Below are 19,121 nucleotides of genomic sequence, written 5' to 3' on the forward strand. Positions count from 1 at the left end.
TGATGACACTCTCATCAGAACTTTCACGCTCAGATTGTCTTTATAGCATCTATAATGACAATCTCATCACAATTTTCGCGCTCAGATTGTCTTCATAAGTTGAAAGCTGCTTAAGCTGCTTGAAATCATCCCCCTCACACCACCAAAAAACCAAAAATACCAGAGCTGGCTTCGCCCTGGTACTCTCGCTTTATTTTACCGTTTCCTCTTCCTTCTTGTACTTCATCTTGGTTGCTTCGCCGCCCCGCAAATGCCTGATGGATTTATGGTAATCAAGGATTGTTTTCACTTCATTCGCTAAGTCTGGGTTGATCTCCGGCAGTCTTTCGGTCAAGTCCTTATGGACAGTACTTTTGGAAACGCCAAATTCTTTCGCAATCACGCGAACTGTTTTCTTCGTCTCCACGATATACTTTCCAATCTTGATAGTTCTCTCTTTGATGTAATCGTGCACACCACTCGCCCTCCCTAAATTGTGGATGTTGAGAAGTGTGAAATGAGACCCGCTTATTTCGATGTAACGAAGTGCATGTAATTAGAGTTGTATATAAAACAAAAGTAGGATGGCTGGTGTAATTCTTCGAGACAATCTACGATCCCTCACCTCAAACACTCTCTTTGTATGTTTGGTTTGTATCAGTTTATTAGCTTGGTTGGTTGTTTATGCCAACAATGTCAAGAGGGACAAGGGGTTTTGTTTGATTTTTTTGAAAATGGCATCATTTTAGTTATCTAAATGCTATAATTAGTGTGAAATCCAATATTTAGGGGGTTTTTAAAATTAAAAAGCTATTATCTTTATCTATATGCTATATACTGTTATTACTTGTGGGATGTCAAAATGGGATGGTTTTTCAAACAAGTGCGGATGCACCATTAGAAATATCAGAAGAAACGAAAGAAAAGAAAAATGAAGAAGAAATGCTTTCTGAGTTGGGGGTTCCCGAGTCAGAATTTTGGCAGGGGGATTGGTTGGTCCCTGAAGATTCACCTTTTGTCGGAAATCTCATAATTTATAATGAAACAGAGGAAGGCTTTGATTTTCATATAACAGTGAAAAATAATGAACCTATGAAGACTGAAAACTCTTCAAAACTAAGAATTTCCTCAAAGGTTACAAGTGGATACGCAAATAAGGATGGATTTGTCGCGCTTTCCGATAAAGATCCAAATGGTTGCGAGCTCACTTTCCGTTTTGGGAAGGAACGTATACTAGTGACAGAGTCAGAGGAATGTGCCGATCCCGATTTCACCGTTGACTACAATCAAACATTTACCCCTCCGGAAACCTTTGTCATTGATGAGCATTTTTTAGAAAGCATCAAGCAAGGTAAATTCACTCCAGAAGGTTATGGCATAGGAAATTCGATCAGGAGCATCATCCATGAGCTTGGTGAACCAGATGCTGAAATCCAGCGTAATGAAGCTTCTTACACCATTTATTCCAATATCGGCTACGGCACAACTGCGGGAGACAATATAGTTGGTTTACTCACTGTCATCCGCCCTGAAAAGCTGACACCAACTGATATCGAAGAGCTATTGGGCGAGCCGGAACAACAAGGTCTAAATGAACTAGAGGGGTTATATTTCTATTACTACATAATTGAGAATGAATATGAATTATATTTCGAATTCATACCAGAAGAAAAAACTTTATTGCGTTTCCATTTAAGAGAGTTTAAGTTGATGTAGATTCACGAAAAAATGCAGCTTACAGAAGCTGCATTAGTTTTTTACCATGATATTGTGATTTAGATAAGTATTTATTATATTGCTGGGAGTTCTCTTCGCTCGCCAACAGATAGTTATAATTGAAGTACCAGAACTTATGCCACTCTTTTTTCATGTTCGAAATCATCATAAAGACCTCCCTGTGAAGAATAAATGATTCTCTCTTACTTACCTTCATTGTAGCAAGCGAATGTAAATTCAAGGTAAAGGTTCTGTTACGTTTTCCTAAGTATTAAATTCGCTGCTATGTATATAATACCCTTTTTTCGGATTTGTAAATCATAAGAGGTATAGACGCGGTTTTGTCGAATATTTTAGTAAAGGAAATGATAGCGATGGGAGTGTTGTGGATGGGTTTGGAAGCAAAGTTAACGTATTCGGAAAGTGGTCCTGATTCAGTGATGTTGCATTTTGTCGTAGAAAATACTGGTGATGTTGGTGAGAAGGTGACCTTCCGTAGTGGGCAGCGATATGACTATATTTTGTATCGGGATGGCGCACGGGTTGAGCAATTTTCAGAAGGCAAGATGTTCACGATGATTTATGAGGAAATTATGGTGGAGGCCGGGCAGGAATTAAGTTTTGATATTCCGCTGAAGAATCTGCAACCTGGTCGGCATAAGGTATGTGTGTGGCTGGCTGATTCGGATTGGCCTGGGGTGAGGGATCGATTGGAATTTGATGTATAACCCTGATGGAAATTTTCTTAACTTATTGGTTGCAGACTTGCGCTACCTTCTTTTCTTCTTAAGTACATTAGAATAAAAAGGTAAATATATGCTTGGAAAATAACATAGAGAAATAAACTCATAGAAACACCGCCAAGCAGATATGTTAATGAGAAAGCAGCCAGTGCATAAGTGAAAAGTTGAAAAAGCATTTTATTTATTTTTGATGGCTTGAATTTTTTTATAAGTCCATCAGTAATGAGAGTTGTCGGTAAACCAAATATTATGTAGATGATCATAAAAGCGAATATAAATAATATACTTATATCCGGAGTTGCAGCATAGTTAGTGGTTTCTGATGGTACGAGTGGCGGGGCTGTCAAGATATTGTAGATATAAGTAGGCAAGTTGATTAACGTTGAGGCTATGATTGCCGCTAGCGCGATTTTCCAAAAGTACTGCATGCTCCATTCTCCTTCCATATGTGATATTTATAATTATAGCACTCCTTTTAGTATTGGAGTGCTTTTTATCGTTATGATATACACAAATTAATTAATCCCAATATTCAACAGGTCCCCCCATGTCTTAATTCCCCGTTCTTGGCAGATTTGAAGTAGCTCCGTGAACAGGAATGCCGTGGTTAGCGCGTCGCCTAAGGCTGAATGGCGTTGGTAGATTCTTGTGCCGAAGTCCCTGGCGTATTTTTCAAGATCACGCATGTCGTAGCTAGGGGCGATATAGCCGATAAGGTTGAGCGTATCAATGGCTTTAGGGCTTTTCCAGGTTAAGTTGTGGCGTTTTAATTCTGCCTGTATCGCTTGCATATCGAAGGCGACGTAGTGACCGACAAAGCAAGCGGACTGTCCGGCTGCGAAATCCCTCAGGTCTTCAATTGCCATCAGCGCTGTTGGTGCTTCCTCTGTTTGTTCCTTTGTAATGCCAGTTAGTTCAGTAATTTCCCGAGGAATTTGTCGATTCGGGTTAATATAGGTTTGGTATGTACTGTCTTCTATGACTTGCAGGTTCTTTATTTTAACGGCGCCCAGTTCTATGAGTCGGTCCTCTTTTGCCACGTTGAAGCCGGTCGTTTCTGTATCGAAGACAGTGAATTCGAGTTTGTCGACAGGTGTGGAAAGCGGTAAATTTTCTGCTAAATTGCTCGGGAAATAATGCTTTTTTGCGAATAGAAACATATTTTGTAGGTACCTCCTCTTGCTGGGATTTGTTGGCGGTCGGTCGTTAATAGTAGGAAAGCATGTGGCTTTGGAGCTCCTTGATGAGCCGGATGCTGAGCATGAGTTCTTCTTTTTCACGGGTGGTGAGGGTTGTCAGCATTAAGGTTGATGTAAGCTCCTCTCCATTTTGATGCTGTTGATGCCGATTTCGGACGTAATAGTTGAGTATGGTACTGATTGATGCTTTAAGATCCTTTTGGAAGTTTTCCGAGAGGATCTTTTTTTCATGGAGTTGATCTATCTTTTCGATTGGTGTCCCATAGGTGATGCCGTGCATGAGTGCGAGTATTTGCAGGCTATGATGGTATGGGAACAGGACTTCTTTTTTTAAGTCGAGTTGTTTTTTGTTGCGGCGGAACATGGAGCGGATTGGTTGTTCTAAGGTTGGTATTGGATTTTCCCGTTCTAGCTGGGAAAGTCTGTATAAAAATATTTTAGCTCGATCAAGTGAATCAGTTACTGTTTGTTGGAATTGCTGGTGCAGTGTATCGTCTCCCGCTATATGGCGATAGGAGAAAAAGTTCTGGGCTAGGAGCAGGCGGTCGTTGGTGGACTTTAGTGTCCATTCATGGAGGCGGGACTCCCATTCCTCAAGTGTGCCGCGCCAAATTTGGTTGGATGCCATCATATCTCCTGTGCATCTTTTGTAGCCTGCAAGTTCTAGGTTTTCGACGATTTTTTGTGATAAATCGGCGAAGTATCGGGTGGCGATATGGCCGCTATATGTGGTGCTGTTTGGTTGATTGTCTAGGTCTGACTGGTTCTCGTAGACGAGGAAATGATCCTGGTCGGTGAGAAGGAATTGTTCTTTTCTGGCTCCGCTTCCCATGAGGTAGAAACAGAATTTTGTTGGTGGTGCGGTTGGCATTTCTTTTACGGAAAGCTCGATACAACGGCTGATAAGCTGGTCGTATAGGGTGTTCATGACTTCAAGTGTTGTCAGGATCGGCACTTGTTGTTGGAGCATGGTGGTAAGTGTTGAGTATAGTTGCTGTTTGATCTGTGGTAGTTCTTCTATGGTGGCTGATTTGAGTGTTTCTGTGTTTTGGAGCATGGCTGTCGGTTGTTTGGCTTGCAGTAGGTCTGTCAAGGTGACGAGTCCTGCTAATTGGTTATTTTCGCTTGTGACTGGTAGGTGTTTGATGCCGTTTAGAAGCATGGTGGTGAGTGCTTCGTAGTAATAGGCGGTCCTTTGGATGGTGATCGGGTTTTGGGTCATGATGGTTTGAACTTGGTCTTGGGTGCTTTTGCCGCTAGTGATGACTCTGTTGACGAAGTCGTGCATGGTGACGATGCCTTGGATTATTTCGTTTTTTAGGATGATGGCGGCGGTTGTGGTGCTGTTTTTAGATAGTTTTTCAGCGACGGATTGGATGGTGTCGGTTGTTTTTGCTTGGATGGTTGCTTGGTTCGGTTGCATGATGTCTTGTACTCGTAGGATGGTCGGGTCTGCGGTTAGGCCCATGGTGGTGCTCATGTTGATTTGCTCGGCAAGTGAGTGATAGACATCATGAAGACGGGAGCTGACTTGGTCCAATAGGTAGTCTCGGAGGGCAGGTTCGCTCCATCTTTCTTTTAGCACCGTATAGGGAATAAAAAGCGCTTCCGTTTCGTCGATGGCACGGACTTGGATCAGGGTAGGATTGTGTTGCGCCGGCTGGTCTGGGAGCTGGTCCGGGTATAGGGGTGTGGTTGGGCCTGGTTGTTGGGTTTGCGGGAAATTAGTAGTGAGGAAATGGTGGATGTTGGACAGGCCGATGAGTTCGTTCGATTTGATGATTTCCAGTACTTCGTCTTGTGATTTTTGGGATGGAATGTAGACTTCTGCCATGCCGGAGAGCACAAGAAAGATGCCTTCGCGGCTATCGTTGGCGTGGAGGATGGTGTCGTTTTGGTTGTAATGGAAGGTTTGGCATTGGTTTTCGATTTTGGTGGCTTGGTCTTGAGTCAAGTTTTTGGTTAGTAGGTGCAACATGTTGGTGGCTCCTTTTTTTGCAGGAAAGAGGAGCAATGCGGTTTGCACTGCCCCTCCCTGCTATTTGGTTTATTTGTCGATCCAGACGTCCCCATTTTTGTAGGACATTTGTTCCGGATAACGAAGGTCGACTACTTCGTCTTGGATTTTTTGTGATGGTGCTTTTGTTCTTAAGGATACGACTATGATTGTGATGATGGCCGCTGCCGCTCCGAAGACACCTGCTCCTGTGTCGATGATGCCAAGGACGGTGAACCCGCCGTATTTTGCCGCAAAGATGTAGGATAGGGTGACGCCAAGTCCCACTAGCATTCCGGCGATGACCCCTTGTGCATTGGCACGTTTCCACCATACTCCAAGGAGCAGAGCTGGGAAGAAGGTTCCGGATGCGAGCGCGAAGGCCCATGCGACGATCTGCGTGATTGCTCCTGGTGGGTTAAGCGCTACAAGACCCGCAAGCACGGTCGCTGTGACAATGGTGACACGGCCGACCATTAGGCGGTTTTTGTCGGTTGCATTCGGTCTCATGACACGATAGTAGATGTCATGTGCGAATGAGGACGAGATGGAGATCATCAGTCCACCTGCTGTGGAAAGTGCGGCTGCCATAGCGCCTGCCGCTACGAGTCCAATGATGAAGACGCCAAGGTTGGCGATTTCCGGTGTGGCCATTACGACGATATCGTTTGCGATGATAAGCTCGTTCCATTGAAGGATGCCGTCTCCGTTAGTATCAGCGACTTGCAATTTGCCTGTGTTCACCCAGGATTCTGTCCAGGCTGGTAGCTGGTCGATAGGTTGCCCAGCTACACGTCTCATCAGTATGAAACGGGAGAATGCTGCATATGCCGGTGCGGATAGGTAAAGAAGGCCGATGAAAAGTAGGGCCCATGCGCCTGACCAGCGAGCTGCTTTCATGGTGGATACGGTGTAGAAACGAACGATAACGTGCGGCAGACCTGCTGTTCCGGCCATGAGTGTGAACATGAGGGCCATGAACTGCCATTTGGTGCCGTTGGTGAACGGTGCGAAATATTCTGATACACCGAGTTCTCGGTCGAGTTCACCCATTGTTTGGACGATTTGGCCGTAGGAAAGCCATGGTAATGGGTTGTTTGTTAGTTGCAGGGACATGAAAATTACCGGGATCAGGTAGGCGATGATCAGGATGATGTATTGTGCCACCTGGGTCCAGGTGATCCCTTTCATCCCACCGAATGCGGCATAGAATGCGATCAGGACTACCCCGATCATGGTTCCGATTCTTGCATCCACTTCCAGTAAGCGGCCGATTACCACTCCGGAGCCGGAAAGCTGGCCGATGGAGTAGGTGAAACTGATGATGATGGTACAGATTGCCGCGATGACGCGTGCGGTGTGGCTGTCAAAACGGTCGCCGATGAATTCTGGTACGGTGTAGCGGCCGTATTTTCTTAATTGTGGTGCTAAGAGGAAGGTCAGGAGCAGGTAACCGCCTGTCCAACCCATTATGTATGCTAGTCCGTCATAGCCGAGTAGCATGATGGTTCCGGCCATCCCGATGAATGACGCTGCACTCATCCAGTCTGCGCCGATGGCCATTCCGTTGAATACTGGTGGTACGCCGCGGCCTGCTACGTAGAAGTCGGAGGTTTGGCGCGCTTTGTTGTAGATGGCGATTCCGATATAGAGCCCGAATGTGATCAGGATCAGTGTGAGTGAGACGAGAAACTGGTTATCCAATCGTGGGTCCCCCTTTAGGTTTAGTGTTATTTTTATATGTGTGTTTGGTTTTGTTGTTGGTTTTTTGTGAGATTCCTGGTGTGTGTGTGCGAAAATCTCGGTTGTGAGATTTTCGGGTATGGGATGGTTAATTGTGAGATTCTTGGATGTGGGTTTGGCTTGTTAGTGATCTAATGTTTTGCCAGCGCTAAGGACTTCGTTGGCTTTTTCATCGATGCCGTATTTTGCGTCGATTTTGTCGCTCACTTTGGCGTTGACGAATAGCAGGATGATAAAAGTAATGATGGAGCCTTGTGCTCCCATATAGTAGTGGAACGGGAAGCCACCGAAAATGGTGAATTGTAGGGATTCGGCGAACAGGACGATGCCAAACGATACGCCAAGCCAGATTGCCAGGTAGATTAAGATGTATTTATTTTTCTCTCTGAAATAGGCATCCGCAACGGATTTTTCGATTTTCTTCAAGGGTTTGCCTCCTTTTAGTTTGGTGCTGGGGTTTCGACGTTGTTGTTGAAATTCCTTTAGGGGTCTGACCCCTTTTTTAATAAAATTTTTTATTACCTAAGGCTAAAAATGAATTTGACGGTGTCGAGGAAGGGTGCCGGTACTAGGGCGATTTCCACGACTGCGTAGGTGAATAGGGCTGCTATTGGGACTGAGAGTAGTATTGGCCTTTGTTTTTTGATTGCCAGGAAGATGCTTGTGATGGTGATGATCAGGAATAGATAGAATAAAAGCATTTGTTAATTCTCTCCTTTTGTAAGCGCTTTAGTTATCGTGTCGAATCTCCCTCCTTTTTGGCTTGGGATTATTCTGTATTAAAACAGAATTTTATAATAATTCTAATAATTAGATTATGGGACAAGGGCTGTTTGAAGTCAACTATTTGTTTTGGAAGAGAGTTCTACATTTTTCGAGGGATTTTTTGTATTGTGTATTAGTACAAATAGACTTTGGGTATAGAGTGTTGTTGTGAGAAACTACCAATTTAAAAAACCACCGAGCCAGTGGGCTCGGTGGTTGGTGTAGGGTTACAGTGCTTCGTCTGATTCGTCTTCGTACTCTACGCCGTGTTCATGCATGAGGTCTTCAAGTTTGGTTTGAAATTGGCGAATTTTGGTGCGACCTTTGTCTAGGTGTTCGTTTGCTTCAAATACTTTATCATAGTCTTGTTGTTCGAGGGCGACCCGGATCATTTTGAAGCCTTGGAGCTGGGAGTTGCTGCCTTCGATATAGATTTCATGGATTTCCCTGACAGCTTCTGATTTTGGGCGGATGTTTTCTAGCTCGGTGATGAATTCTTCGTAGGCTGGTATGGTGACGGTGTCGATGATTTCGTACATGGTCCAGTCGTCCGTATAGTTTTGGCCGGAGACGCTGCTGTAGGAGTCGATAGCTTCCCATTCCAAGTCAGCTACTTTTGGCAGTTCGGTATTTATATAGTTTATTAGGTCGTCTTTTTCCGAGTCGGTGCTTGAGCAGGCTGACAGCAGCATGACGATTAGAAGGGTAAACAGGCAGAGTTGTTTTTTCAATGGTGTGTTGCCTCCTTGTTGGATGGATTCTACCTCTTACCCTATTTCGGAGTGAATTTGTCTTATTACAGTTGGAGGGAATTTAGTGTGGTGGTTTGGCTTGTTTGGAACGTTGAAGGACCCTAACACGTGATTGGTGTGAGGGTCCTTTTGTGGGTGCATTAATTTAGCGTTTCGATGCTTAGTTTTATGGCGTTTGTGAGGTCCTGCTGGGACCAGCTTGGTGTATTTGCGAGCTGGACGGCCAGTTCGTGTGAGGCAGGGATGTGGATGAAGCCGGCCGGGATGTTAGTTTGATTGTTCATTAGGTAGTGCAGTGCTGCGTACATGACGTTATTGCACAGATAGGTTCCTGCGGTGTTGGAGACTTTTGCAGGGTATTGATTTTCTGTCAGATGGTTGACCATGTCACGAATAGGCAGGGTGGAGAAATATGCGGCCGGTCCTGATTGGTCGATTGGTTCGTCCTGGTGGATGACGCCGTTGTTGTCCGGTGCGCCGCCTGCGTCCTTGCAGTTGATGGCAATACGTTCGGGTGTGATGTGGGCGCGACCGGCGGCAAGGCCTAGGGAGATGACGGCGTCTGGCTTTATGTCGTTGATGTGGTGGAGTAGTTGGGCGGCTGATTGATTGAAATCTACAGGCAGGATGCTGCTATGGACCTTATAGTTGCCGATGGTTTGCTGGTCGAGTTCGTTTGCTATTTGTTCGGTTGGGTTGATGGTGAAGTTTAAGAATGGTACGAAACCTGTTAAAAGTAGGGTTTTGGTTTTCATTGGTGGAAGCTCCTTTTTGGGTTGGGTGTGGGGTCTGAGCTTTAGCGCTTTAGCGCTTTAGAGCGTTGAGGAACAGACCCCTTTTATCTCTTTAAAGTATTAGTGCACCATAGACCAGCGCGCCGACGATTACGTAGGCGGGGTGGACTTTCCATTTTTCTAGGAGGAGGTAGCTGGCTATGATGAGGAGGATGGTTTGGGCTGCTCCGGAATCTTGGTAGGATTCGGCGAAGAAGCGGTAGGCCATGACTCCTAGTAGGAGTGCGATGGTTGGTCGCACGTAGTTAGACATTCTTTTTACCTTTGGTGAATCTCTGAACTTGTATAGCAGGCTCATGAGGGCGACCATCAGGATCAGGGATGGTGCGACAGTGGCGAATACGCCGACGGCTGCGCCTAGGACTCCTGCTTGCTCGTAGCCGATGTAGCCGGCCATTTTGGTTGCGATCGGACCAGGAAGGGCGTTTCCGAGTGCGAGGACCTCACTGAATTCGGAGACGGTCAGCCATCCGTAGCGGTGAACTACTTCGTTCTCAACAAGCGGGATGGAAGCAGGGCCTCCCCCGTACCCGAGAATGCCTGGTATGAAAAAGGCGAGGAAAATCTCCCAATAGATCATGATGGGGTCCCTCCTTTTTCAGGTTTTGGTTTGTCTTTTTTCAAGACAGCCGCTGCGAGTAGCAGGGCAATGACGATTCCTGGATGGATGCCCAGAATCTCGATGAATAGGAAACTAGCTAGGATTAGCAGTATTGCTGCTGTCCAGCCAAGCCCCTTTTGTGATTTTGATAGAAAGTCCCAGGTCAGCACGGCGAGCAGGACACCCACTACAGGCAGGACTGCTTTGGTCATGCCTTGCACCCACGCTTGGTCCTTAAAGCTTGTGAGGGTGGTAAGCAGGACGATCATGAGTATGATGGTCGGGATGGTGGAAGCTAAAACGGCGTTCATCATGCCAGTATAGCCTCCGACGCGGTAACCAATATAGCCAGCCATCTTGGTGTTGATCGGTCCGGGCAGGGTGTTGGCGAGTGCGAGTATGTCCGAGAAATCGTCGTCTGTTACCCATTTGTATTTGCCCACTACCTCTTTATGTATAAGTGGGATGCTCGATGGACCGCCACCGTAGCCCAGCATTCCCGAACGGAAGAATGCGATGAATAGGTTCCATTGCTTCATGGTGTGGTGGTTTCCTCCTTTGATGAGGGTCAGACCCCTTTTTAGTTGTTTAATACTTTAATTGAGTGAGGGTCAGGCCCCTTTTACTCCTTTACCGCTTTACCAAGCTGCGATGCAGCCGTCGGTTCTTGGTTCGGTGCCGCCGGTGAGGGTGCCGGTTTGTGGGTCGCGCCAGATGATTTGGCCGCGGCCGAAGCTGCCTCCGTCGAGTGTGATTTGGATGTTATGGCCTTTGCGTTGGAGTGCTTGGGCCAGGTGTTGAGGGAAGTGATGCTCGACGTGTACGGTTTTGCCCTCCATCCACTGCCATCTTGGTGCGTCCAGGGCAGCCTGCGGGTTAAGGTGGAAGTCGACGGTGTTCATGACGACTTGCATGTGTCCTTGTGGCTGCATGTAGCCTCCCATGACGCCGAATGGTCCGACGGCTTGGTTGTCTTTTGTCAGGAAGCCAGGGATGATGGTGTGGTATGTCTTCTTCCCTGGTGTCAGCGCGTTTTCGTGTTCTGGTTCAAGGGAGAAGTCATGCCCCCTGTTTTGCAGGCCGATCCCTGTTCCTGGTACAACGACACCTGATCCGAATCCCATGTAGTTGCTCTGGATAAAGGATACCATATTCCCTTCCCCATCGGCAGTGGCCAGATAGACGGTTCCTCCTTTTGGTGGGGTTCCTGGTTCTGGCGTGAGTGCCGTATCTGTGATGAGGCTTCTTCTTTCTTTTGCAAAGGAACTAGAAAGCAATTCTTCTGCTGTGTGGGTCATCGTAGTTGTATCTGATACGTATTTCTTCGCGTCAGCGAATGCGAGTTTCATTGCCTCGATTTGTTTGTGATAGGTTTCGAGACTGTCGCGTTCGGTGAAAGTGTCTTCTTTTAACATATTGAGTGCCATAAGGGCGACGATTCCCTGGCCGTTCGGCGGGATCTCCCAGACGTCATAACCGCGATAGTTGACCTTGATCGGCTGCACCCATTCCGGTTGGTAAGCTGCAAGATCCTCATATGTAAGGAAGCCGTTGTGCTGTTTGGAGAAGTCCGCCATCTTGTGGGCTAATTCTCCGCGGTAGAAAGCTTCCCCGTTTGTTTCACCGATTTGTCTTAAGGTGTCGGCATGGCCTTTGGAGGACCAGGTTTCACCGATTTCAGGTGCACGTCCGTCTGGGGCGAAGGTTTCAAACCAGTGTGTGAATTCTTCAGTTGTGCAAAATTTTTTATAAGCGTTGTAGGCACCCTTCCAGTACTTGCCGAGTGTTGGCGAAATTGGGTACCCTTTTTCTGCGTAGTCGATGGCAGGTTGTAGCACTTCTGAGAGTGGTAGTTTGCCAAACTTTTTGGATAGCTCTGCCCAGGCGGATGGTGCGCCAGGAACAGTCACTGGGATGAGGCCCATTTTAGGCATGGTGTCGTGGCCTCTTTCTTTTACCGCTTCAATGGAGATGGATTGTGGTGCAGGACCGCTTGCGTTCAGGCCATGAAGCTCCCCTTTTGTCCAGACGAGGGCGAATGCGTCGCCGCCGATTCCGTTGGAGGTTGGTTCCACGACGGTCAGGCAGGCCGCGGTGGCGATGGCTGCGTCGATTGCGTTTCCTCCTTTTTTCAGGATATCGAGGCCAGCTTGTGCGGCTAGTGGCTGAGAAGTTGCAACCATGCCGTTTTGGGCGAATACGGTGTTGCGCTGTGATGGATATGGGTTGTTGAGATAGTCGAGTTTAAGTGTCATTTGTTGATCCCCCTATTATTTCGTTATGCGAATTATTTTCTATTATACTTAATTTTCTTTATTTTTTCAAAATAAGAAATTTTACTTTGTTGGTGGGGGTGAAATGGATTCTGGTATTCGGGGTGTTGACGTAGTGCGGGTAGGAACCATCGTGGTGGGTGGTGGAAAAGTATTTCAAGATGTCGGTTGTGGTGACGAGTGGGTCGTGGTGGTTGTTATAGTAGTATTGTCTGTGCTGCTGTATGGGTAGTCTTCCGGGTTATGGACCATTTGGGCGGTGACTGGGTTGAGGTGGATGTATTTGCTGACGTCGATCTGGTAGTCGATATCATGGATGAGGCTGGATTTGAATCTGCCTTCCAGGAGGTGGCCGGTGAGTCGGTATTTGCTGTTGATGTACTGGGCGTATTTGGTGTTGATTGTTTGCATGATCAGGCTGATGTTGGTGGTTTCGGTTTCGATGAGCAGGTGGGTGTGGTTGGTCATGAGACAGTAGGCGTGCAGTTTGAACGGGTATTTGAGTTTCGTTTCAAAGAGGATGCGCTTATAGGTTTGGTAGTCCTTGGACTCAAAGAAGATGATGCTGCGGCGGTTTCCGCGGGTGGTGATGTGGTACTTGGCTCCTGGGAACCAGATTCTTGGGTTTCGTGGCATAGTGGGCGGTACTCCTTTCGCGGGGGTGGGATTTTGGATGTGTGTGGGTGGTTTGGGTGGGAGATGGGGCTGGTGGTGCTGAGGGATGCTTCGACGGTGATGGTGGAAATCCTTTGAGGGTCAGACCCCTTTTCGTCCGCCAAATTCCGACACATTTCCTTACTTTGGTTGTATTCGTGATGGAGAGGGAAATTCCTGCTGGGGTCTGACCCCTTTTTTGAAATTTTTACCACTTATTAGAGGACATAAAAATACCGCCAAACGGTACCTACGTTTGGCGGTTGAGACATTCTCTGATTTTGTGCGCTGTTGTGTTGTTTGTGTATCGGTATTGTTAGTATACCCAGGTAGGCTTGGTTTTATTCCTGGTTGGGGTGGAAAGTCGGGAAAAAATTTGAATAGAAAAAGAGCAGCTTTCCGGGAAGCTTTCCCCGTTTGTAAGCTGCTCTTTGAGTCAATAGAGTTTATCGTTCTAGCATTTATTTTATCAACAAGACTTTGTATTATGTTAGAAAGCTAACGGATTCCTCTTGTTCTTCGTCAGAAGATCCTTCGTCGCCGTCTTTGTCTTCTCCGTCTTCAGGCTTGTCTTCACCTTCTGCAGGAGTTTCTTCTTTTTCTTGCTCACCAGCTGGCTCGCTTCCTTCTTCAGAAGCTTGTCCTTCTTCCTCTAAAAGAGAAGTGACTGGTTTGTTAAAAAAGCTGATTGGATTAACTGCTACATTGTCTTTACGGATTTCAAAGTGAACATGGACAGAGTCTTTGTTCAGTTGGTTTGTACCCGCTTTTGCAATAGTGTCGCCTTGCTCTACAAAGTCATTGACTTTCACTTGAACGTCAGTCAAGGATTGGTAGACTGTTTTTACACCATCTAAATGCTCGATTTCTACGACATTTCCTAGTAATGGATCATTTTCAACATGCGTTACTGTTCCACTTAGGGATGCGACTACTTCGAATGTTTCGCCGTCTTTCATTACGATATCGATACCTGTGTTTGGTTGGTATCTTCCATTGTACTCAATGAAAGCAGCTTCTTGCTCTTCTTTGGATCCATTTTCATCCCAGAATGGTTTTTGGATCAAAGATGAGTTCACATCTGTTACCGGCATTACAAAGTTTTCAACAGGGCTGTTTACTTCGACGGATTCTTGATCGCCGTAAGAAGTATTAGGTCCTTGCCCTTCTGCGTTGTTACCTGGATTAACCTCTGTCTCACTACCTGCTTGGAACATTAAAACCGCTGTCAAAATGATTGCTGCGCACCCAAGATAGATTGCTGGGAACACCCAACGCTTTTTCATTAAGCGTTGCCAATTTGAATTTTGAGAAGTCCGTTTCTTTTCTTCCTCTCTCATTGTATCATCACCTCAGCAATCATTCTGAACAGATTCCGAGAATAATATACATCTGGTGTGAAAAAATTTTTGAAATGCTTATTTTCCTTCATTGAGGCGGGTTTTATGCATGGGGATTGAAAAAAGTTTGAAAAGGGGTCAGACCCCGGCAGGAGCCGGGGTCTGACGGGTGAACCTCTATTCGACGTTGAGGGGGGAAATCCTTTGGGGGTCTGACCCCCAAAGTGAATTTTCTCTCTCCCCTCCTTTATTGCTTCGCGGTCACTTTGTTGAGGTATTGGTCGGCGCTGGCGATTTGGACGTCTTTGTAGTAGTGGGAGATGATTTGGGTATAGCTTTTTCCTTCTAGGGCCATGCCGTTGGCGCCGTATTGGCTCATGCCGACACCGTGGCCGAAGCCTTTTGTGGTGATGATGATATTGTCACCCTTGCGTTCCCAGGTAAAGTCACTAGAGCGCAATTTGAGGGTGTCACGCACTTCCCTGCCTGAAAGTTGCTTACCATTTATATCGACGGTGCTTACCCGGTTCCCTGTCGTACGGGAGATGATCTTCCCTACCGCTCCATCGTTCCCAAGCGTCACCCCTAGCATCGATTGGAACTCCTGAACAGTTAGGGTCACCTGGCTCAAGTATTTTTCCGAGTCAACGTCCCATGGGCTTGCGACGCTGCGCAAGTATGGAATTTCGTTTGGCCAATATTCTTCAGAGTTTTCGGTGTAGCCATTGCTTGTGGAGAAGTAACTCGCATCAATCGGTGCATTATTATAGGTAAGGACGGATCCTGCTGTCTCGGTCACCGCCTGTTTTATTTTCTCCATTTTCCAGTCGAAATCATCTGCTTCCCATATTGCTTTAAGTTCTTCCGGACTTTTATATACTTGGTGCTGCTCCGTATCAGTTACGTCTGCGCCATTGGGCGTCCCTAGCTTTTCATCAGCCATCAGCTGCCTTAATATATACGTGCGCGCAGCGAGGGCCTGGGCTTTCAAAGCCTCTAGCTCAAAGTCGGCTGGCATTTCAGAAGCCACCACTCCGACGATATAATCTTCCAATGGAATATTTTCGATCATCTCTTGCTTGTGGCGATACACAGCCACGTCAATCGGGGATTCAGCCACTTCCACTTGTGTTTGGACTTCTTGCTTTGATTGGAGTTCTTCCGCCAGCTGGCCGCTATCCTTATCGACAAACGGCATGACTAACAATGTTGGTACCATTAATACCATGACAAAAAGGACAGAAGTGAGTACGATAATTGGTTTCAAGTTTCTCATAGCGCTGAGCCTCCGATAACAATAAAATAGTAGGTTGTTGATGGTTGGATACCTTTACTCTTTCATTCTTATGGGAGTGGACAAGCAATTATGACTAAAAAATGGGCCGGATTGATAGAGTTTCATTGCGTGGGTTGCAAGGGAGAATGAAACGAAAAACTCCTACAAACTTCTATATTATATATACATAAGTCACCACTTTCTGAAAATACCTTCTTATTACCAAAAAAATTGGTCTGCCGGAAAAATAGATGGAATATTATTAAGTAGTTAGAAAAATAATTCTTTCAGGGGTCAGACCCCCGAAGGAATTTCCTCCTTTACATCGAAGGGGCCAAAAAAAATCACAGAAAAATGCAAAAAAAGGGTCAGACCCCTAAAGGAGTCTGACCCTCGATGTAGAATATAAATATATGATTGGCTATTTTGGCGTATTTAGGCTTCTTTGATTTGCTCTAGGATGATTGTTTGTTCTTGTTCCATGGAGCTTACTCGTTCGATGTCTGCGCCTAATGCTGCTAGTTTGTTGTGGAAGTTTACGTATCCACGATCTAAGTGTTTTAGCTCGGTTACACGAGTGTATCCGTCTGCGATTAATCCTGCTAAGGTTAATGCCGCTGCTGCACGAAGGTCTGTTGCCGCCACTTCTGCTCCTTGTAAGGTCGATGGTCCATTGATGACAACGGAACGTCCTTCGATCTTAATGTCGCCGTTCATACGACGAAACTCTTCAACATGCATGAAGCGATTTTCAAATACAGTTTCGGTAATCATGCTAGTGCCTTCTGCCGCTAATAATAAGGACATCATTTGGGATTGCATATCAGTCGGGAATCCTGGGTGAGGCATCGTTTTGATGTCAATCGCCTTCAGTTTCTCCGGTCCGATAACGCGTAATCCGTTTTCTACTTCTTCAAACTTAACGCCCATTTCTTCCATTTTCGCGATTAATGAGCTGGAATGTTCCGGCACTGCGCCTTCGACGATAACGTCTCCGCCTGTGATTGCAGCTGCTACCATGAATGTACCTGCTTCAATGCGGTCAGGGATGATGTTATGTTGACATCCGTGTAATTCGGAAACACCTTCAATTCTGATTGTTCCAGTACCTGCTCCACGAACTTTCGCTCCCATGGAGTTCAAGAAGTTCGCTAAGTCTACGATTTCCGGTTCTTTTGCAACGTTTTCCATGATTGTTGTACCTTCAGCAAGGGTTGCAGCCATCATGATGTTTTCTGTTGCTCCCACACTTGGGAAGTCCAGATATATTTTCGCGCCTTGTAATCTTCCTTCTACTTCGGCATCGATATAACCATTTCCAACTTTCACTTTCGCACCCATCGCTTCGAATCCTTTTAAATGCTGGTCGATTGGTCTTGAACCGATCGCACATCCTCCAGGTAGAGCAATTTGTGCTTTTCCGTTACGTGCAAGCAATGATCCCATTACAAGGACAGATGCGCGCATTTTTCGTACATATTCAAACGGTGCTTCTGTGTGAAGCTCTCTTGTTGCATCGACAATTATACGATTATTTTCAAAATCAACATCGGCATTCAAATAACGCAAAACCTCGTTAATCGTATAAACGTCGGAGAGCTCAGGTACATCTAAGATTTCGCATTTGCCTTTGCTAGCTAATAAAGTTGCGGCGATGACAGGTAGTACTGCGTTTTTTGCTCCCTCTACTTTAACAGTACCCTTTAACCTTTGTCCGCCGCGGACGATGATTTTTTCCAAAACGTTCCCCTCCGCGTCTTATATTCTATATATTAATATTCAACAGTAATAATTGGCGTGCCTACAATCACGGTAGTCTTATCGCCCATTCCTTGTGTTCGTAACCCAATTTGTAAGTTCATCTTTCCCTGTTGTGTCGGAAGAACATTATTCCATGCATCAGTATATGCTGAAACCGAAACAAAGGTATCTTCCTGGATTTCTTCCACTATTTGTGCTGAAAATGAGTCTAGCAAAATATTTGTCGTATTTTGCAAACCACCTTCAATTTTACCACTGAAATCACCGATCATACAACTAAATATTTCAAAGTCTTCCTGAGAAATACTGGTAAGATTCGAATGGAAATGGTTTATTATCTCTGTTGCCGAATCATCTTTCCAGCCATACCCTGTAACCTCATATAATAAGTACGAGCTTGGGGATGTCTTTGTGTGGGTAGTGATGAGCTGAAGAGTCTCTTCTTGTTTTAATGAATCGTTATAATAAGTCCCAACTGCCTTCCACTGATCCTCTTCTTCTAGCACATTCCACGTAAGATGGCCCATATTCTGTTTTAAACGATTTACCTCTTTTTGAAAAGCGACTAAATCCCTAATTTTATAGACGTTTGTTCGCCCAAAAAGTTTCCATTCCTGAACATTTATTTTTTCCTTTTGAAAAACTTCCGCGATTTCAAGTATCTCAGTACTGATATCGTTTGGTAATTGAGCTCTGCTTCTTTCATTCCCAAGAATTACCCCCGTAAAACATATTAATAAAATAAAAAATAGTCCTAGCAATCTATTAATATAAAGTTTCCACTTTTTTTCTGTCCATTTAGTATTAGTCATTATGTCCTTCTCGTTCACCGTATTATGTGTTTGATGCTCGTTCCACATATCCCCCACGCCCCTTTGCTTGTTAATAACAGTGTGGCCAGGTTGGCGGTGCGAGATACATAGGTTTGTTCGTCAAAATTTTTGAGATTTTTAATTTTTGGGGTCAGACCCCGGCAGGAATTTCTGTGAAGATGTCGAAGCTCCCCGCCGAGAAGGGGAAAAAGAAAATAAAAAAAGGGGTCAGACCCTTGGAGGAATTTCTCCATCTATGTCATACACTCGAAATAACTAAAAAACCAGGGGAGCCCTTCCCCTGGCAAGTCGAGTATTATGTTTTTCTAGTTTCACCAGATCATTGGCAGCCTCTGGGAGAGGAAAAGGTAGTCTAGAAAGAAGTTGCTTACTGTGGATCCGATGGCAATGGTGACAAGGATGAGTAGCAGTCTGATTTGGACGACTTTGTTTGGTTTCATCCATTTTTCGTATTGGATGGCTTGGAGTGCCCACCAGGTGATGCTGATGAATAGTAGGTGGGAGATGATGCTGACTAGTGCTTGTACTCCGATATCGATCATTGTGAAAGCAGCCTCCTCTTTATTGTAAATTAAAGCTCTGGATATACATCCGCTGTTGATTTTCCGCGCCAGGCTTCACTTTCCGCGGGAAGGTGCTTGATCTCCTCCCAACGCTTCAGGGGTCTCAACCAACCGTTATTCCCCCGCTGGAGTC

Annotated in this window: 21 protein-coding genes; 4 read left to right on the forward strand and 17 right to left on the reverse strand. The window is 45.6% G+C overall.

Annotated elements, in window-relative coordinates:
• Window positions 1-190: 190 nt before the first annotated feature.
• The gene (spoIIID, locus tag MKY77_RS23555; protein WP_063559319.1) at window positions 191-454 is read right to left on the reverse strand and encodes a sporulation transcriptional regulator SpoIIID; all 264 of its coding nucleotides are present in this window, start codon (window positions 452-454) and stop codon (window positions 191-193) included.
• A 392-nt stretch (window positions 455-846) separates the two neighbouring features.
• Here spoIIID and MKY77_RS23560 point away from each other — a divergent pair, with 392 nt between their 5' ends.
• On the forward strand, window positions 847-1,695 hold the full coding sequence (locus MKY77_RS23560) for a DUF4309 domain-containing protein (protein ID WP_339148033.1): 849 nt from the start codon (window positions 847-849) through the stop codon (window positions 1,693-1,695).
• Between the two features lie 19 nt (window positions 1,696-1,714).
• Here the strand turns inward: MKY77_RS23560 and MKY77_RS23565 are convergent, their stop codons facing one another.
• Entirely contained in the window at window positions 1,715-1,864 is a 150-nt protein-coding gene (locus tag MKY77_RS23565; RefSeq protein ID WP_339148034.1) for a hypothetical protein, read from the reverse strand.
• Window positions 1,865-2,036: 172 nt separating this feature from the next.
• Between MKY77_RS23565 and MKY77_RS23570 the strand changes: the two genes are divergently transcribed.
• Window positions 2,037-2,423 carry a BsuPI-related putative proteinase inhibitor gene (locus tag MKY77_RS23570; protein WP_339148035.1) on the forward strand — a complete coding sequence of 129 codons (387 nt, stop codon included), beginning with the start codon at window positions 2,037-2,039 and terminating at the stop codon, window positions 2,421-2,423.
• A gap of 17 nt (window positions 2,424-2,440) precedes the next feature.
• On the opposite strand, the gene MKY77_RS23575 is transcribed toward MKY77_RS23570, so the two are convergent.
• The 10 genes from MKY77_RS23575 to MKY77_RS23620 all read right to left on the reverse strand — a co-directional run bounded on the left by MKY77_RS23575 (window position 2,441) and on the right by MKY77_RS23620 (window position 12,543).
• Window positions 2,441-2,884 carry a hypothetical protein gene (locus MKY77_RS23575; RefSeq protein WP_342515546.1) on the reverse strand — a complete coding sequence of 148 codons (444 nt, stop codon included), beginning with the start codon at window positions 2,882-2,884 and terminating at the stop codon, window positions 2,441-2,443.
• 69 nt (window positions 2,885-2,953) lie between these two features.
• A complete protein-coding gene (locus tag MKY77_RS23580) occupies window positions 2,954-3,598 on the reverse strand; it encodes a 3'-5' exonuclease (RefSeq protein WP_339148037.1) in 645 nt (214 codons plus the stop codon).
• 46 nt (window positions 3,599-3,644) lie between these two features.
• Window positions 3,645-5,177 (reverse strand): DUF294 nucleotidyltransferase-like domain-containing protein, encoded by a 1,533-nt coding sequence (locus MKY77_RS23585; RefSeq protein WP_342515547.1) that lies wholly within the window; start codon window positions 5,175-5,177, stop codon window positions 3,645-3,647.
• A gap of 507 nt (window positions 5,178-5,684) precedes the next feature.
• Window positions 5,685-7,337: a sodium:solute symporter family protein gene (locus tag MKY77_RS23590; protein ID WP_339148039.1), complete on the reverse strand. Its 1,653-nt coding sequence runs from the start codon at window positions 7,335-7,337 to the stop codon at window positions 5,685-5,687.
• A 162-nt stretch (window positions 7,338-7,499) separates the two neighbouring features.
• On the reverse strand, window positions 7,500-7,802 hold the full coding sequence (locus MKY77_RS23595) for a DUF4212 domain-containing protein (protein WP_339148040.1): 303 nt from the start codon (window positions 7,800-7,802) through the stop codon (window positions 7,500-7,502).
• A gap of 566 nt (window positions 7,803-8,368) precedes the next feature.
• Window positions 8,369-8,872: a hypothetical protein gene (locus tag MKY77_RS23600; protein ID WP_339148041.1), complete on the reverse strand. Its 504-nt coding sequence runs from the start codon at window positions 8,870-8,872 to the stop codon at window positions 8,369-8,371.
• A 161-nt stretch (window positions 8,873-9,033) separates the two neighbouring features.
• Window positions 9,034-9,648, reverse strand: a complete 615-nt coding sequence (pcp, locus tag MKY77_RS23605) for a pyroglutamyl-peptidase I (protein WP_339148042.1) — start codon at window positions 9,646-9,648, stop codon at window positions 9,034-9,036.
• A gap of 91 nt (window positions 9,649-9,739) precedes the next feature.
• Window positions 9,740-10,267, reverse strand: a complete 528-nt coding sequence (locus MKY77_RS23610; RefSeq protein ID WP_339148043.1) for a chromate transporter — start codon at window positions 10,265-10,267, stop codon at window positions 9,740-9,742.
• Window positions 10,264-10,827, reverse strand: a complete 564-nt coding sequence (locus tag MKY77_RS23615; RefSeq protein ID WP_339148044.1) for a chromate transporter — start codon at window positions 10,825-10,827, stop codon at window positions 10,264-10,266. Before MKY77_RS23615 ends, MKY77_RS23610 begins: the two co-directional genes overlap by 4 nt.
• A gap of 99 nt (window positions 10,828-10,926) precedes the next feature.
• Entirely contained in the window at window positions 10,927-12,543 is a 1,617-nt protein-coding gene (locus tag MKY77_RS23620; protein ID WP_339148045.1) for a gamma-glutamyltransferase family protein, read from the reverse strand.
• A gap of 261 nt (window positions 12,544-12,804) precedes the next feature.
• On the opposite strand from MKY77_RS23620, the gene MKY77_RS23625 reads away from it, so the two are divergent.
• Both MKY77_RS23625 and MKY77_RS23630 read left to right on the forward strand, forming a co-directional pair.
• Complete coding sequence (locus MKY77_RS23625; protein WP_339148046.1) at window positions 12,805-13,314, forward strand: hypothetical protein; 510 nt, start codon at window positions 12,805-12,807, stop codon at window positions 13,312-13,314.
• A gap of 100 nt (window positions 13,315-13,414) precedes the next feature.
• Complete coding sequence (locus MKY77_RS23630; protein ID WP_342515548.1) at window positions 13,415-13,717, forward strand: hypothetical protein; 303 nt, start codon at window positions 13,415-13,417, stop codon at window positions 13,715-13,717.
• On the opposite strand, the gene MKY77_RS23635 is transcribed toward MKY77_RS23630, so the two are convergent.
• From MKY77_RS23635 to MKY77_RS23655, 5 genes are all read right to left on the reverse strand, one after another.
• Window positions 13,701-14,555, reverse strand: a complete 855-nt coding sequence (locus MKY77_RS23635; RefSeq protein ID WP_339148047.1) for a peptidoglycan DD-metalloendopeptidase family protein — start codon at window positions 14,553-14,555, stop codon at window positions 13,701-13,703. The two genes, MKY77_RS23630 and MKY77_RS23635, sit on opposite strands and share 17 nt — an antisense overlap.
• 247 nt (window positions 14,556-14,802) lie before the next feature.
• Window positions 14,803-15,831 (reverse strand): stage II sporulation protein D, encoded by a 1,029-nt coding sequence (spoIID, locus tag MKY77_RS23640; RefSeq protein WP_339148048.1) that lies wholly within the window; start codon window positions 15,829-15,831, stop codon window positions 14,803-14,805.
• A gap of 435 nt (window positions 15,832-16,266) precedes the next feature.
• Complete coding sequence (gene murA, locus MKY77_RS23645) at window positions 16,267-17,571, reverse strand: UDP-N-acetylglucosamine 1-carboxyvinyltransferase (protein WP_339148049.1); 1,305 nt, start codon at window positions 17,569-17,571, stop codon at window positions 16,267-16,269.
• 32 nt (window positions 17,572-17,603) lie between these two features.
• Entirely contained in the window at window positions 17,604-18,404 is an 801-nt protein-coding gene (locus MKY77_RS23650; RefSeq protein WP_339148050.1) for a YwmB family TATA-box binding protein, read from the reverse strand.
• A gap of 332 nt (window positions 18,405-18,736) precedes the next feature.
• Entirely contained in the window at window positions 18,737-18,967 is a 231-nt protein-coding gene (locus MKY77_RS23655; RefSeq protein ID WP_237662805.1) for a DUF1146 family protein, read from the reverse strand.
• Between the last annotated feature and the right edge of the window lie 154 nt (window positions 18,968-19,121).

Source organism: Sutcliffiella sp. FSL R7-0096 (genome assembly GCF_038595065.1).
Lineage (GTDB): Bacteria > Bacillota > Bacilli > Bacillales > Bacillaceae_I > Sutcliffiella_A.

Coding starts and splice junctions, on each gene's coding strand:
- MKY77_RS23560 (WP_339148033.1), top strand. CDS start 847: ATGGTTTTTCAAACAAGTGCGGATGCACCATTAGAAATATCAGAAGAA.
- MKY77_RS23565 (WP_339148034.1), bottom strand. CDS start 1,864: ATGATGATTTCGAACATGAAAAAAGAGTGGCATAAGTTCTGGTACTTC.
- MKY77_RS23575 (WP_342515546.1), bottom strand. CDS start 2,884: ATGGAAGGAGAATGGAGCATGCAGTACTTTTGGAAAATCGCGCTAGCG.
- MKY77_RS23580 (WP_339148037.1), bottom strand. CDS start 3,598: ATGTTTCTATTCGCAAAAAAGCATTATTTCCCGAGCAATTTAGCAGAA.
- pcp (WP_339148042.1), bottom strand. CDS start 9,648: ATGAAAACCAAAACCCTACTTTTAACAGGTTTCGTACCATTCTTAAAC.
- MKY77_RS23610 (WP_339148043.1), bottom strand. CDS start 10,267: ATGATCTATTGGGAGATTTTCCTCGCCTTTTTCATACCAGGCATTCTC.
- MKY77_RS23615 (WP_339148044.1), bottom strand. CDS start 10,827: ATGAAGCAATGGAACCTATTCATCGCATTCTTCCGTTCGGGAATGCTG.
- MKY77_RS23620 (WP_339148045.1), bottom strand. CDS start 12,543: ATGACACTTAAACTCGACTATCTCAACAACCCATATCCATCACAGCGC.
- MKY77_RS23625 (WP_339148046.1), top strand. CDS start 12,805: ATGGACCATTTGGGCGGTGACTGGGTTGAGGTGGATGTATTTGCTGAC.
- MKY77_RS23635 (WP_339148047.1), bottom strand. CDS start 14,555: ATGAGAGAGGAAGAAAAGAAACGGACTTCTCAAAATTCAAATTGGCAA.
- spoIID (WP_339148048.1), bottom strand. CDS start 15,831: ATGAGAAACTTGAAACCAATTATCGTACTCACTTCTGTCCTTTTTGTC.
- MKY77_RS23650 (WP_339148050.1), bottom strand. CDS start 18,404: ATGACTAATACTAAATGGACAGAAAAAAAGTGGAAACTTTATATTAAT.
- MKY77_RS23655 (WP_237662805.1), bottom strand. CDS start 18,967: ATGATCGATATCGGAGTACAAGCACTAGTCAGCATCATCTCCCACCTA.